The organism is Xanthobacter oligotrophicus (assembly GCF_008364685.1).
In the GTDB taxonomy this organism is placed as follows: Bacteria; Pseudomonadota; Alphaproteobacteria; order Rhizobiales; family Xanthobacteraceae; genus Xanthobacter; species Xanthobacter oligotrophicus.
On sequence record NZ_VTTL01000001.1, the window covers coordinates 448,290 to 463,147 of the forward strand.

At 68.4% G+C, this 14,858-nt stretch carries 13 protein-coding genes; all 13 read right to left on the reverse strand.

The window, feature by feature from the left end; translation table 11 throughout:
- Window positions 1-2 precede the first annotated feature (2 nt).
- Entirely contained in the window at window positions 3-311 is a 309-nt protein-coding gene (gene nuoK, locus FZ033_RS01940) for an NADH-quinone oxidoreductase subunit NuoK (RefSeq protein WP_149574477.1), read from the reverse strand.
- Window positions 312-322: 11 nt separating this feature from the next.
- Window positions 323-937 carry an NADH-quinone oxidoreductase subunit J gene (locus tag FZ033_RS01945; RefSeq protein WP_149574478.1) on the reverse strand — a complete coding sequence of 205 codons (615 nt, stop codon included), beginning with the start codon at window positions 935-937 and terminating at the stop codon, window positions 323-325.
- Between the two features lie 204 nt (window positions 938-1,141).
- Window positions 1,142-1,630: an NADH-quinone oxidoreductase subunit NuoI gene (gene nuoI, locus FZ033_RS01950; RefSeq protein WP_012116595.1), complete on the reverse strand. Its 489-nt coding sequence runs from the start codon at window positions 1,628-1,630 to the stop codon at window positions 1,142-1,144.
- A 43-nt stretch (window positions 1,631-1,673) separates the two neighbouring features.
- A complete protein-coding gene (gene nuoH, locus FZ033_RS01955; protein WP_149574479.1) occupies window positions 1,674-2,693 on the reverse strand; it encodes an NADH-quinone oxidoreductase subunit NuoH in 1,020 nt (339 codons plus the stop codon).
- A gap of 55 nt (window positions 2,694-2,748) precedes the next feature.
- Window positions 2,749-4,827, reverse strand: a complete 2,079-nt coding sequence (nuoG, locus tag FZ033_RS01960; RefSeq protein WP_149574480.1) for an NADH-quinone oxidoreductase subunit NuoG — start codon at window positions 4,825-4,827, stop codon at window positions 2,749-2,751.
- A gap of 118 nt (window positions 4,828-4,945) precedes the next feature.
- Window positions 4,946-6,247 (reverse strand): NADH-quinone oxidoreductase subunit NuoF, encoded by a 1,302-nt coding sequence (gene nuoF, locus FZ033_RS01965; protein WP_149574481.1) that lies wholly within the window; start codon window positions 6,245-6,247, stop codon window positions 4,946-4,948.
- 5 nt (window positions 6,248-6,252) lie between these two features.
- A complete protein-coding gene (gene nuoE / locus FZ033_RS01970) occupies window positions 6,253-6,942 on the reverse strand; it encodes an NADH-quinone oxidoreductase subunit NuoE (RefSeq protein WP_149574482.1) in 690 nt (229 codons plus the stop codon).
- A 104-nt stretch (window positions 6,943-7,046) separates the two neighbouring features.
- Complete coding sequence (locus FZ033_RS01975; protein WP_149574665.1) at window positions 7,047-8,234, reverse strand: NADH-quinone oxidoreductase subunit D; 1,188 nt, start codon at window positions 8,232-8,234, stop codon at window positions 7,047-7,049.
- Window positions 8,235-8,266: 32 nt separating this feature from the next.
- Window positions 8,267-8,896 carry an NADH-quinone oxidoreductase subunit C gene (locus FZ033_RS01980; protein WP_149574483.1) on the reverse strand — a complete coding sequence of 210 codons (630 nt, stop codon included), beginning with the start codon at window positions 8,894-8,896 and terminating at the stop codon, window positions 8,267-8,269.
- 15 nt (window positions 8,897-8,911) lie between these two features.
- Window positions 8,912-9,496 carry a NuoB/complex I 20 kDa subunit family protein gene (locus tag FZ033_RS01985; protein WP_170218789.1) on the reverse strand — a complete coding sequence of 195 codons (585 nt, stop codon included), beginning with the start codon at window positions 9,494-9,496 and terminating at the stop codon, window positions 8,912-8,914.
- On the reverse strand, window positions 9,487-9,852 hold the full coding sequence (locus tag FZ033_RS01990; protein ID WP_149574484.1) for an NADH-quinone oxidoreductase subunit A: 366 nt from the start codon (window positions 9,850-9,852) through the stop codon (window positions 9,487-9,489). Before FZ033_RS01990 ends, FZ033_RS01985 begins: the two co-directional genes overlap by 10 nt.
- 687 nt (window positions 9,853-10,539) lie before the next feature.
- On the reverse strand, window positions 10,540-11,940 hold the full coding sequence (locus tag FZ033_RS23930) for a DUF3300 domain-containing protein (protein WP_210247848.1): 1,401 nt from the start codon (window positions 11,938-11,940) through the stop codon (window positions 10,540-10,542).
- Window positions 11,941-12,272: 332 nt separating this feature from the next.
- Window positions 12,273-14,759: a hybrid sensor histidine kinase/response regulator gene (locus FZ033_RS02005; protein ID WP_232847289.1), complete on the reverse strand. Its 2,487-nt coding sequence runs from the start codon at window positions 14,757-14,759 to the stop codon at window positions 12,273-12,275.
- Window positions 14,760-14,858: the final 99 nt, after the last annotated feature.

The following is a 14,858-nucleotide window of genomic DNA, read 5'->3' on the forward strand; positions in this document are numbered from 1 at the left end:
CCTCAGCCCTTCATGGCGTTGATGTCCTCGACGGCGATCGAACCGCGGTTGCGGTAGAACACCACGAGGATGGCGAGGCCGATGGCCGCCTCGGCCGCCGCGACGGTGAGGACGAACAGCGCGAACACCTGGCCGGTCAGGTTCCCGAGAAAGGCCGAGAACGACACCAGGTTGATGTTCACGGCGAGCAGGATCAGCTCCACCGACATGAGGATGACGATCACGTTCTTCCGGTTGAGGAAGATGCCGAGCGTTCCCAGCGTGAACAGGATCGCCGCGACGGTGAGATAGTGGGAGAGACCGATGACCATGCCCATCCCCCTCAAAGGCCTTGGCCGGGGCGCACCTTGACCACGTCCATGGCGGTCTTGGCAGTGCGCGCGACCTGCGCCGAAACGTTCTGGCGCTTCACGTTCACCTTGTGGCGGAGGGTGAGCACGATGGCGCCGATCATGGCGACGAGAAGCACCAAGCCCGCCGCCTGGAAGAAATAGATGTAGTCGGTGTAGAGCACGCGCCCGATGGCTTGGACGTTGCCCACGTCACCGGCGGAGGGCGGCGCCGACTTCACCGCGGAAGTGACTCCTGGCCCCATCACCCAGGCCCCGGCGATCAGCACCAGCTCGGCGAGGAAGATGAGCCCGATCACGAGGCCCACCGGCAGGTATTGCAGGAAGCCCTGGCGCAGTTCCACGAAGTCCACGTCGAGCATCATCACGACGAAGAGGAAGAGCACCGCCACCGCGCCCACATAGACCACCACCAGGATCAGGGCGAGGAACTCCGCCCCGATCAGGATGAAGAGTCCCGCCGCATTCACGAAGGCGAGGATGAGGAACAGGACGGACTGCACCGGGTTGCGGGAGGAGATCACCATGAAGGCGGACGCCACCAGCACGAAGGCGAAGAGATAGAAAAACGCTGCCGCGACGTTCATGCGCGAAGCCCCCCTCCCCGCGGCGCGCCCGCGCCGGTCATGTCCGGCCCCTTATGGCGGCCGGCCTGTCGATTGCCTTGACGCATCCCAAAAGTCCACTGTCGTGTCGTCGCGCAGGACGCGTGACGCTCGGCTGTCCCCCACTGCCGGCCGAAAGCCGGCAACTTCTGTCCCTCACCTTCCAGCCTCCGGCCGGAAGCGCGCTCAGCGATACGGCGCATCCATGGCGATGGACCGCGCGATCTCGCGCTCCCACCGGTCGCCGTTCGCGAGCAGCTTTTCCTTGTCGTAATAGAGCTCTTCGCGGGTCTCGGCGGCGAACTCGAAGTTCGGCCCCTCGACGATGGCATCCACCGGGCACGCCTCCTGGCAGAAGCCGCAATAGATGCACTTCACCATGTCGATGTCGTAACGGGTGGTGCGGCGCGTGCCGTCATTGCGGCGCGGGCCGGCCTCGATGGTGATGGCCTGCGCCGGGCAGATGGCCTCGCACAGCTTGCAGGCGATGCAGCGCTCTTCCCCGTTGGGATAGCGGCGAAGCGCATGCTCGCCGCGAAAGCGCGGAGACAGCGGCCCCTTCTCGAAGGGATAGTTCAGCGTCGCCTTGGGCTTGAAGAAATAGCGCATGGCGAGGAAGAAGCCGGAGACGAGCTCCGTCAGGAAGAGACCGCGCGCGGCCTGATCGAGCTTCATGAACGCTCTCCCGAAGGGCAGTGCGGAAGAAGGGCGGGCGCGGTCATCGCGGCGCCGTCCCGGTGAAGTGCAGGACGCTCGCGACCACCACCACGGCAACGAGCGAGATCGGCAGGAACACCTTCCAGCCGAGTCGCATGAGCTGGTCGTAGCGATAGCGCGGCACCATGGCCTTCGCCATGGCGAAGAAGAAGAACATGAAGCACAGCTTCAGGACGAACCACACCAGGCCCGGCACCCAGGTGAAGGGCGGGAACGGCAGGGGCGAGAGCCAGCCGCCGAGGAACAGGATGGTCGCCATGGCGCACATGGTCAGGATGGCCACGTACTCGCCGAGCATAAACAGCAGGTATGGCGTCGAGCCGTATTCGGTCATGAAGCCGGCCACCAGCTCCGACTCCGCTTCCACGAGGTCGAAGGGCGGGCGGTTGGTCTCGGCGAGGGCCGAGATGAAGAAGATCACGAACATGGGCAGAAGCGGCAGGAAATACCAGTTCAGGAAGCCGAACCGGCCGTTCTGCGCCTCGACGATGGCCGAGAGGTTGAGCGAGCCCGCGCACATCAGCACCGTGATGATCACGAAGCCGATGGACACCTCGTAGGACACCATCTGCGCGGCGGAGCGCAGCGCCGCCAGGAAGGGGTATTTCGAGTTGGACGCCCAGCCACCCATGATGATGCCGTACACGCCCAGCGACGAGATGGCGAAGATGTAGAGCACGCCCACGTTCAGGTCGGCGATCACCCAGCCCTTGGCCAGCGGCACCACGGCCCAGGCGGCGAGCGCCAGCACGCAGGTCACCAGCGGGGCGAGCAGGAAGATCGCCTTGTTGGCGCCGGCCGGGATGGTCGGCTCCTTCAGCACGAACTTCAGAAGGTCGGCGAACGACTGGAACAGGCCGAACGGGCCCACCACGTTCGGCCCACGCCGCAGTTGCACCGCCGCCCAGATCTTGCGGTCGGCAAGCAGGATGAAGGCGATGAAAACCAGGAGCGCCACGAGCAGAGCAAGGCTCTGCCCGAGGATGATCAGCACCTGGATAAGGGTATCCTGCCAGTTCATGTCCTCGATCCCGTGCCGCTTGCAGCTGTCCCGTTCACGTGCGCCGCCATCCCCGTCACTCCGCCGCCTGCGCCGTCGCCGCGAGGCGCAGGGCAGAGCATTCGGCCATCACCGCGGAGGCGCGGGCGATGGGGTTGGTGAGGAAGAAATCGTCGATTGGCAGCACGAAGGCCGCCTTGTCCACAGTGCCACCAGCCTGCGCCAGCGTCGCCACGGCCGCCGGATCCGCCGCCGCCACTTCGTCGATGTGGCCAAGGTGGGGATAGGCCGCGACCAGTTGAGCGCGCAGCGCGAGCACGTTGTCGAACGGCAGCGTCTGGCCCAGCACTTCCGACAGTGCGCGCAGGATGGCCCAGTCCTCCCGGGCCTCGCCAGGCGGGAAGGCAGCGCGGTTGGCGAACTGCACCCGGCCTTCGGTGTTCACATAGAGGCCGGACTTTTCCGGATACGCCGCGCCGGGAAGGATCACGTCAGCCCGGTGGGCGCCGGTGTCGCCATGGGTGCCGAGATAGACCACGAAGGCGCCGGGGGCGACCTCCACCTCGTCGGCGCCCAGGAGGAACGCGACATCGAGGGCGCCCGGAGCGGTCATGGCCGCCACATCGAGCCCGCCCGGGCCCGGCACCGCGCCCACGTCGAGGGCGCCGACGCGGGCGGCGGCGGTGTGGAGCACCGCGAAGCCGTTCCAGCCGTCCTTGACTGCGCCGCAGGCGACCGCCACGCGAGCCGCGAGCGCCAGCACCGCGGCACCGTCCGGCCGCGCCAGAGCGCCCTGCCCGACGATGACCAGCGGACGCTCGGCCTTGCGCAGCACGTCGCCGAAGGCGCCGGTGCCGGCGAGATCGGAGAGGCTATCCGGGCCGGCGCCGAGATATTCATAGGGATAGGTGAGATCCACCTTGGTGCCGATCAGGCCCAGCTTGAGCCCGCCCTGCCGCCAGCGCTTGCGGAGGCGAGCATTGAGGACCGAGGCCTCGTGGCGCGGATCCGTGCCCACGAGGAGGATGGCGTCCGCCTCGTCGATGCCGGCGATGGTGGGGTTGAACACATAGGTCGCGCGGCCCAGCGCCGGATCGAGCGCCGCGCCGTCCTGGCGGCAGTCGATGTTGGCGGAGCCCAGCTTGCCGATCAGTGTCTTGAGGGCGAACACCTCCTCCACGCTGGCGAGGTCGCCGACGACAGCGCCCACCTTCGCGGCCGGAGCGGCCTTCACCTTGGTTGCGATGGCCGCGAAGGCTTCGCTCCAGGACGCGGCGACCAGCCGGCCGTCCTTGCGCACATAGGGCCGGTCGAGGCGCTGGACCTTCAGCCCGTCCCACACATAGCGGGACTTGTCGGAGATCCACTCCTCGTTCACGACGTCGTTGTTGCGCGGCAGGATGCGCATCACTTCACGGCCGCGGGTGTCGATGCGGATATTGGAGCCGACCGCGTCCATCACGTCGACGGACTCGGTCTTGATCAGCTCCCACGGCCGGGCATGGAACTGGTAGGGCTTGTGGGTCAGCGCGCCCACCGGGCACAGGTCCGCCACGTTGCCCTGCATCTCCGAGCGCATGGCGTGCTCGAGATAGGTGGTGATCTCCATGTCCTCACCGCGGCCGATGGCGCCGAGGTCGGGCACGCCGGCGACTTCCGTGGAGAAGCGCACGCAGCGGGTGCACTGGATGCACCGGTTCATGGAGGTGCGGACCAGCGGGCCGATATATTTGTCTTCGACGGCGCGTTTGTTCTCGGCGAAGCGCGAGGTGTCCGCGCCATAGGCCATGGCCTGGTCCTGCAGGTCGCACTCGCCGCCCTGATCGCAGATCGGGCAATCCAGCGGGTGGTTGATGAGCAGGAACTCCATCACCCCTTCGCGCGCCTTCTTCACCATGGGGCTCTTGGTGAGCACCACGGGCGGCTCGCCGTTGGGGCCGGGACGCAGGTCCTTCACCGCCATGGCGCAGGACGCTGTAGGCTTGGGCGGCCCGCCCTTCACTTCCACCAGGCACATGCGGCAATTGCCGGCAATGGAGAGCCGCTCATGGAAGCAGAAGCGCGGAATCTCGACGCCCGCCGCCTCGCACGCCTGGAGCAGCGTGTATTCGGCCGGGACATCGACTTCTGTGCCGTCGACGACGATCTTCGCCATCACTTCCACCTCGCCTTATGCCGCGCCATGCACGGCGGGAAACCCAGCGCAGCGCGCCCAGCCTCCCGTGTCATTTCCCTTCCCGCCTGTCGCGACGCGCGCGCCACGCGGGACGTTCTCACTCCGCCGCCACCGGGACCGGGTCCGGATGCGGGTTGGCGGCATATTGGTCGATCCGCTCTTCGATCACATGACGATAGTGGCGGATCAGGCCCTGCACCGGCCACGCGGCGGCATCGCCCAGCGCGCAGATGGTGTGGCCCTCGATCTGGGTCGTCACTTCCAGCAGCATGTCGATCTCGCGCTTCTGGGCGCGGCCCTCGGCCATGCGGTTAACCACGCGCCACATCCAGCCCGTGCCCTCGCGGCAGGGTGTGCACTGGCCGCAGCTCTCGTGCTTGAAGAAGGCGGAGATGCGGGCGATGGCCTTGATGATGTCCGTGGACTTGTCCATCACCAGCACGCCCGCGGTGCCGAGGGACGACTTCACCGCGCGGGTGCCGTCGAAATCCATGATCAGGTCGGCGCACTGGTCCGCCGGGATCACTGGGCAGGACGCGCCGCCGGGGATGATGCCGAGCAGATTGTCCCAGCCGCCGCGCACGCCGCCGCCATGCTTGTCCACCAGCTCCCGGAACGGGATGCTCATGGCCTCTTCCACCACGCAGGGCGTGTTCACGTGGCCAGCCAGGCTGAACAGCTTGGTACCCACGTTGTTCGGCCGGCCGATGGAGGAGAACCACGCCGCCCCGCGCCGCAGGATGGTGGGAGCCACCGCAATGCTCTCCACGTTGTTCACCGTGGTCGGGCAGCCGTAGAGGCCCATGTTCGCGGGGAACGGTGGCTTCAGGCGGGGCATGCCCTTCTTGCCCTCGAGGCTCTCCAGCAGCGCCGTCTCTTCGCCGCAGATATAGGCGCCGGCGCCGTGGTGCACGTAGAGGTCGAAGGGGTAGTCGTGAATGTTGGTCTTGCCGATGAGGCCGGCGTCATAGGCCTCATCGATGGCCGCCTGCAGGCGGTTACGCTCGAAGATGTATTCGCCGCGCACATAGATGTAGGCGGCGTGCGCGCCCATGGCGAAGGAGGCGATCAGGCAGCCCTCGATCAGCGTGTGCGGATCGTTGCGCATGATCTCCCGGTCCTTGCAGGTGCCGGGCTCGGATTCGTCGGCGTTCACCACCAGATAGTGGGGGCGCCCGTCGGACTGCTTGGGCATGAAGGACCACTTCATGCCGGTGGAGAAGCCGGCCCCGCCGCGACCACGCAGGCCGGAGGTCTTCATCTCGTTGATGATCCAGTCGCGGCCCTTCTCCAGGATGGCCTTGGTGCCGTCCCAGTTGCCACGGGCCCGCGCGCCCTTCAGGCCGAAATCCTGAAGGCCGTAGATGTTGGTGAAGATGCGGTCCTTGTCGGCGAGCATGGCGGTCACTCCCCGGAGGTCGGCGCAAAAGCGCCGGATGTGGGGGCCTCGGCCGCGGGAGCCGCAGGCGCCTCGGTCGCGACGCCGTGCGCATACAACGCCGGATCGGTCAGCACCCGCGCGCCGCCCTCGGGCTCGGAGCCGTGGCGGCTGTTCTGCGGCCCGATCTTCACCGGACGGCCGGCCACGAGATCGTCGAGCAGCTTCTCGAAATTCTCGGGCGTCAGGTCTTCGTAATAATCGTCGTTGATCTGCACCATGGGCGCGTTGGTGCAGGCGCCCAGGCACTCCACCTCCAGCCAGGAGAGCTGGCCGTCGGCACTCACATGGCGCTCGGGGCCGATCTTGCGATGGCAGACGTCCCGGATCGCCTCGGCGCCGCGCAGCATGCAGGGCGTGGTGCCGCAGAGCTGCACGAAGTGCTTCCCCACCGGCTCCAGGTTGAACATGGTGTAGAAGGTGGCGATCTCGAGCACGCGGATGTTCGCCATGCCGAGACGCTCCGCCACGGCACGGATTGCGGGCTCGGGCAGCCAGCCGCCGGCGGCCTTCTGGGTCTCCCAGAGCAGGGGCACCACGGCGCTGGCCTGGCGGCCCTCGGGATATTTCGCGGTCAGCTTCTGAGCGATAGCCTCAAGCTCCGGCGTGAAGTCGAAGCTCTCGGGCTGCTCTGCGGCGAGGCGGCGGACGGACATGGCTCAGATCCCGGAACGTGCGGCGCACGAAGCGTGCGCCGGCATCGGGCGGCAAAAAACCCGGCGGCAAGAAACGCGGCGGAAGGACAGGGCGAGGCGGGCCATCAGCGGTCCACCTCCCCGAACACGATGTCGAGCGATCCCAGCACCGCCGACACGTCGGCGAGCATGTGGCCGCGGCAGAGGAAATCCATCGCCTGCAGGTGGGCGAAGCCCGGCGCGCGGATCTTGCAGCGATACGGCTTGTTGGTGCCGTCGGAGACGAGATAGACGCCGAACTCGCCCTTGGGCGCCTCGACGGCCGCATAGACATCGCCGGCCGGGACGTGGAAGCCCTCGGTGTAGAGCTTGAAGTGGTGGATGAGCGCTTCCATGGAGCGCTTCATCTCGCCCCGAGTCGGCGGGGACACCTTGCCGTCGGTGGTGGAGACCGGGCCGGCCTCCTTCAGCAGGCGTTCCACGCACTGCTTCATGATCTTGGTGGACTGGCGCATCTCTTCCATGCGCACCACGTAGCGGTCGTAGCAGTCGCCGTGCTTGCCGATGGGGATATCGAAATCCAGCTCGGAATAGCACTCGTAGGGCTGGGCGCGGCGCAGGTCCCAAGCCGCGCCGGAGCCGCGCACCATCACGCCCGAGAAGCCCCAGGCCAGCGCGTCCTCCAGCGAAACCACGCCGATGTCCACGGTGCGCTGCTTGAAGATGCGGTTCTCGGTGACGAGGCCGTCGAGATCGTCCAGCAGCTTCAGGAACGGGTCGCAGAAGGCGCCGATGTCTTCCACCAGCGCCCGCGGCAGGTCCTGGTGCACGCCGCCGGGCCGGAAATAGGCCGCATGCATGCGGCTGCCCGAGGCACGCTCATAGAAGATCATGAGCTTCTCGCGCTCCTCGAAGCCCCACAGAGGCGGGGTCAGCGCGCCCACGTCCATGGCGAACGTGGTCACGTTGAGGAGGTGCGAGAGCAGGCGACCGATCTCGGAATACAGCACGCGGATGAGCTGGCCGCGCTTGGGCACCTCGATGCCGAGCAGCTTCTCCACCGACAGGCAGAAGGCGTGCTCCTGGTTCATGGGCGCGCAATAGTCGAGCCGGTCGAAATAGGGCACGGCCTGCAGATAGGTCTTGGCCTCGATCAGCTTCTCGGTGCCGCGGTGCAGGAGGCCGATGTGCGGGTCCACCCGCTCGACCACCTCGCCATCCAGCTCCAGCACGAGGCGCAGCACGCCATGCGCAGCCGGGTGCTGCGGGCCGAAATTGATCTGGAAGTTGCGGACCTTGTCGGCCGGCTTCATCTCGTCGGCGATGTCAACCATAAGGCGCTCCCTCAGCCGGCCTTGGGGGGAACGGGCGGCTGGCCCGAGGCCTTCTCGTCACCGGGAAGGACGTATTCCACACCCTCCCACGGGGAGAGGAAGTCGAAGTTGCGGAATTCCTGCGGCAGGCGCACCGGCTCGTAGACCACGCGCTTCTGCTCGTCGTCGTAGCGCACCTCCACGAAGCCCGTGGTCGGGAAGTCCTTGCGCAGCGGGTGCCCGTCGAAGCCGTAGTCGGTGAGCAGACGGCGCAGCTCCGGGTGGCCGGTGAACAGGATGCCGTACATGTCGTAGGCCTCCCGCTCGAACCAGTTGGCACCGGGAAAGACCGAGCAGATGGAAGGGACCGGGCTGTCTTCGTCCGTCTCCACCTTCAGGCGGATGCGCACGTTCTGCTTCAGCGACAGCAGGTGGTAGACCACGTCGAAGCGCTTCTCGCGGGCCGGATAATCGACGCCGCACACGTCCACGATGCAGTGGAACAGGCAGGCCGGATCGTCCCGCAGGAAGGTGGCCACCTTGACGATCTGCGCCGGCTCGATCTGGAGCGTCAGCTCGCCATGGGCCACGGCGGAGCCGAGCACGGCACCGGGAAGGGCCGCCGATACGTGCGCCGCGAGGTCGTTGAGGGTCTCGTCCATCGAAATGCTCCCGGCTCAGCGCTCGATGGTGCCGATGCGGCGAATCTTCTTCTGCAGCAGCAGCACGCCATACAGCAGCGCTTCCGCAGTGGGCGGGCAGCCCGGCACATAGATGTCCACCGGCACGATGCGATCGCAGCCGCGCACCACCGCATAGGAGAAGTGGTAGTAGCCGCCGCCATTGGCGCAGGAGCCCATGGAGATGACGTAGCGCGGCTCCGGCATCTGGTCGTAGACCTTGCGCAGGGCCGGGGCCATCTTGTTGGTCAGCGTGCCGGCGACGATCATCACGTCCGACTGCCGCGGCGAGGCACGCGGCGCGAAGCCGAAGCGCTCCACGTCGTAGCGCGGCATGGAGACCTGCATCATCTCCACGGCGCAGCAGGCAAGGCCGAAGGTCATCCACATGAGCGAGCCGGTGCGCGCCCAGGTGATGAGATCGTCGGCGGTGGTCAGGATGAAGCCCTTGTCCGCCAGCTCGGCGTTGATCTCCTTGAAGAAGGGATCATCCGCGCCCACGGGGCGGCCGGTGGAGGGATCGACGATGCCCTTGGGGGCAGGCGCGATCTCGGGCTTGGTGGCCGAAGGGGTCAGTCCCATTCCAGAGCTCCCTTGCGCCATTCGTAGATGAAGCCAACGGTGAGGACACCGAGGAAAGCCATCATCGACCAGAAGCCGAGGTCACCGAGGCCACCGAACGTGACGGCCCACGGAAACAGGAAGGCGACTTCCAGGTCGAAGATGATGAAGAGGATGGCGACGAGATAGAAGCGCGCATCAAACGTCATGCGCGCATCGTCGAACGCATTGAAGCCGCATTCGTAGGCCGACAGTTTCTCCGGATCCGGATTCTGATAGGCCACGAGAAAAGGCGATACGAGCAGGGCGAGCCCGATCACCAGCGACACGCCGATGAAGATCACCACCGGCAAATAATCCATGAGCAACGCGTTCATTTTGCTCGCACCTCGGGGCGCTGGATCGGGGCTAGAAGCGGCGCAGATCGTCACATCGCGACGATCGGGCGATGCGCTTGAAGCGTTACCGCGCCGTTCGGCTAGAGGAATTCGAAACGACGCCGCAGCCTTATCGCAGCGCCAGATGGGAGGCAAGTGCGCGCTTCGGCGAAGGTGCTGTCCCATCCCGGCACGGAGCGAGGACGGGCGGTGGGCACGCTCTGGGCATCCTGCCTCGTCTCAGCTCAGACAGCCGGCAAAACGGGTGGGAACCTGCCTTCAGAGCAGGCGCGGGCGCAGGCGCGCAGAACCGGTCCCGCCGGCCCTACACCGCTTCCCGGGCCCGGCCGCGGCGCCATGCGACACAATGCCTTGTGGATGCCCTGATGCTTCGTTCCCAGCCGGTTGAGTGGGCGACGGAGCGGAAGCGATCCCCTTCCCGCGACGTTCGGAATCGGCTGCAGCCGCACCAGCTTTCCGGCCAGCGCCATTGGCCCGGCCGGTAGCAAGCCGCGATCACGATATCGATACGGGGGATGGGAAACGCTGAGCGCGCACACCGGGCCAGCCGGGGCGCGCGGTCTTTGCGGGCGATTGAAAGGCTACTCGATTGTGCACTGCGATGTCCCGGCCGGCGCGAGGTGAGTCGCGCCGGCCGGGATCGAACGGCCCCTTCGGAAAACGGCGTCAGCGGCGCCCGCCGCGACCGCCACCACCACCGTGCGGCCTCATCGCCCCACCGCCCCTCGGTCCGCCTCCGGAGCGCATCTGTGGCGCACGGCCGGGGTGCCCTCCACCGGAGCGCATCTGCTGCGGATGGAAGGACTGCGGCCTGCCCCCGCCACCACTCCTCTTCATCTGCGATCCGCCACCGTACGAGCCTTTCTTCACGCCGCTGGAGCCGTGCCGCGCGCTCGCACCACCAGACTTGCCGGAACCGCCGGTCTTGGCGGAACCACCTGGCTTGCCGGAGCCGCCATACTGACCCGCGCCACCAGGCTTGCCCGCACCACTGGGACCGCCGGGGCCGCCGGGCTTGCCGACTCCTCCAGCGCCGCCGGGACCACCCGGCTTGCCCGGCCCGCCGGGACCGCCAGGACCTCCAGGACCGCCCATAAATCCCGGACCACCCGGGCCACCGGGTTTGCCCGGTCCGCCCGGACCACCGATACCACCGGGACCGCCCGGTTTACCCGGACCGCCAGGACCGCCAGGACCGCCCGGCTTGCCCGGAAGCGGCTTGCCGGGATTCGGCTTCCACGGCTGGCCGCCCCCAGGGCCGGGACCGCCCCAGTGACCGGGACCTCCCGGACCTCCCGGACCTCCGGGACCGCCCGGGCCGCCCGGCCAACCGCCGGGGCCACCGGGTCCGCCCGGCCAGCCACCCGGAGGGCGCGGGGGCGGCGGGCGCCAGCCGGGATAGCCGGGCCACACCGGCGGATAGACCCAGCCGCGGCCCCAGTTCCACGAATTGTTCCAGGCATTGCCCACCAGCACGCCCGCGCCGAAGGCCAGCAGCCCCACGCCCGCGGCGGTGTAGATGGTCGAATAGTCGTATTCGGGCACGTAGAGCACGGTGGGGTCGGCGGACGTGATGTAGACCACGCTGCGGCCACCCTCCTCGCGCCGGGTCACCACCTGCCTGTCGTTGGTCTTGAGCGAGCCCACGGCCTCGGCCTTGGCGCGCAGCGCCTGAATGGCCACCGAGACATCCTCGGGCTGCGTCACGAAGGCAAAACCGATGGACTGGGTCGATTCCAGGTCCTCGTTCAGCTTCGCGACCACGGTGGGAAAGCGCACCATCGCCTTCACCGAGGGGTCCCACTTCTGCGTGTCGGCGTTGGAGAAGTCGCCCTTGTTCACCGCGCTCTTGTTACGCTCGATCCAGCGCTGGGCCTGCACCAGATCCAGCGGATAGACGGTCGCCGGCAGCAGCTGCGCCAGCAGGGTATCGGGATAGAGGGCGTATGGGGCGAGCAGCGCCTCCAGCTCGGCCAGCGTGTAGCGCAGCTGGGCGTCCTGCGCCGCAGCGGGGGGCGGCACGCCGGCGCTCGCATCCGGCACGGCCGGCATAGGGGGAGCCGGCATAGGGGGAGCCGGCATGGGAGCGGCCACGGGCGGAGGCGGCGCGACAACGGCCGGCTGCCCGGCATCGGGCGGCGGCGGCGACTGCGCCAGGGCCGGATAAACGCTGGTGGTCCACCCGAATGCCAATGCGACCGCGAGGCGCGACCACCCCGCCAGTTCCCGGCGACGACCGGACAGTGCCATGATGACCTCCCTTGTCCCCGGACGCCTGAAAACGCACACGTCAGGAGGCCGGGCAGGTTGGTGCTGAAACCACGGCGCGGTCGTTTGGCCGCCACGAGGGCCCGCACACGCCAGACAATGCGCAATTCCCGAGGCCCCGTCTACTCGGGTCAAGCACGGAGGGTCTCGCTGACCGCCGCCACCAGTTGCTTGAGGGAGAAGGGCTTGGGCAGGAAGGAAAAGCGCTCGCTGGGCGGCAGGTTGCGGGCGAAGGCTTCCTCGGCATAGCCCGAGATGAAGATGACCTTGAGCGCGGGATCGCGCGCCCGCAGTTCCCGCAACAAAGTGGGGCCGTCCATCTCCGGCATGACCACGTCGGAAATCACGATGTCCACCTTGCCGGAGGTCTCGAACAGCTCCAGCGCCTCGACGCCGCTCGCCGCCGCCAGAACCTCGTAGCCGCGATTGGCCAGCGCACGGCTGGCGAAAGCGCGCACCGCGTCCTCGTCCTCCACCAGCAGCACCCGCCCCTGCCCGGTGAGATCGGCGACCTTGGGCTCCGGCTCGGCGGGGCGTGGCGGCTCCTCCTCCAGCGCGCCGGTGTGGCGCGGCAGGAACACGCGGAAGGTGGTGCCGGCCCCAAGCTCGCTCTCGGCGAGGATGGTGCCCCCGGTCTGCTCCACGATGCCGTAGACGGTGGAAAGGCCGAGCCCGGTGCCCTTGCCCACCTCCTTGGTGGAGAAGAAGGGCTCGAAGATCTTGCCCATGACCTCGGGCGGAATGCCGGTGCCGGTGTCGGCCACCTCTACCAGCACATAGTCGCCTTCCGGCAGGCGCTGACCGTAGGCGGTGGAGGCGGCCGCCGGGACATTGGCGGTGCGCACCGTCAGCGTGCCGCCGTCGGGCATGGCGTCGCGGGCGTTCACCACGAGGTTGATGATCACCTGCTCGAACTGGTTCTTGTCCACCTTCACCGGCCACAGGTCGCGGGCGTGCTGCACCTCCAGCGTGATGCGCTCCCCGATGAGACGGCGCAGCAGGGCGGCCGCGTCGGAGATCACGTCCGTGAGTTCGATCACCTGCGGAAGCAGGGTCTGGCGGCGGGAGAAGGCGAGCAGTTGCCCGACCAGGCCGGCGGCCCGGTTGGCGTTCTGCTTGATCTGCATGATGTCCGGGAAGGACGGGTCACTCTGCCGATGCTTAACCAGCAGCAGGTCGCAATAGCCGAGAATCGCCGTGAGGATGTTATTGAAGTCGTGGGCCACCCCGCCCGCCAGATGGCCCACCGCCTGCAGCTTCTGCGATTCGGCGAACTGCGCCTCCAGCTGCTTCTGTTCGCTGGTGTCGATGGCGCACAGGGCGATGTCCCCGCCCCCATCGGGCCCGAGCGCGGCGGCGTAGAGGCGGGCCGAGCGGCCGGCACCGGAAGCCTTCTGGCCGGCGAGTGTCACGTCGCAGGGCGTGGACGGCTCGACCGCCTGCACCGCGCCGGCCAGCAGCCCTTCCACGCCGGCCGCGTCGGCCACCAGGGCCGCGAGGGGCCGGCCGGCGGCATCGCGGCCGAACAGGCGGGCGAAGGCGGCATTGGCGGCGCGGATGCGGCCGGCCGGGTCCACCAATGCCAGGGCCAGCGGCGCGTTCAGGAAGAAAAGGTCTGATGAAGCCGCCGGAGCCCCGGCCACAGGAGCCTCCGCCGCCACGGGCCGGGCTCCGCCCTCCCGCGCGGGCAGAAGGTCGGCGAGCGCGTCGAGGGGCACGGCGGCCGCCACCATGCCCTCGGCCGGCGGCTGGGCTGGCGCGAGGCGCAGGAGGGCGGGAAGGTGCGTGGCGTCCTTGCGGGTGAGAGCCACGGTGAGGGCCGCTTCCGTACCGGCGGCCAGCGCCTGTTCGAGGCGGCCGAGATCGTCGGGCGCCACCACCTCGCGCACGTCGCGACCGTCCGGCCCCCAGTCGGCGAGGGCATAGCCGAGCATGCGGCACAGGGTGAGGTTCGGCGCCAGCACGCGGCCGCCAGACAGATGCAGCAAGCCCGCAGGCGCCCGCTCCCACACGGAGAGCAGGTCCGCCCCCGGCACCACCTCGGTGGATTGAGGCGCGTCCGCCGGAAGGCTCGCCTGCGGGACAGTGGCAGCGGGCGCGCCGGCCATGTCCTGCGCGTCCTCCGCCATGCGCAGCGTCCACAGCACCCGGCGCGGCGAGCCCAGCGGATGCACCGACACCTCCAGCCTGCGCCCACCGGGGCCTGTGGCGAAGGCGACGGCGCTTTTGGCCACGGTTGCGGCGGCAACGGCGTTCAGCAGTTCGCCCACCATGGGCTGGCTGCCGGGAATGCGCGCCAGGAAGCGCTCGGGCACCGGCGGCGCATCCACCCCGCTGCGGCACATGCGCAGATAGGCGGCGTTGGACTCCACCACCCGCTCGCCGTCCTCCACCACCGCCATGGCGTCGCCGGACGCGGCAAGCGCGGCGTCTGCAAGGGGATCCTCCGGTTCGCCGCCGGTCAGCGAGCGCCGCACGGCGAGCACCAGCTCGAAGGCGCCCACCACGGCGAGTGCGGCCACGAGGGCCGACAGCAGTGCATTCGTCCCCACGCCGAGCACCACCCCCGCCGCGAAGCCGCCGGCCAGGGCGGCAGCGAGAGCCAGGACCGAACGCACGACCCGGTCTGCGCCCCGGCCGGACGGCTTGACGCGCGCACGGACGCGCCCCGCCTGCCTGCCGGCGCCATTTTCCGTCGCTCGCTCACCGCTCATTGC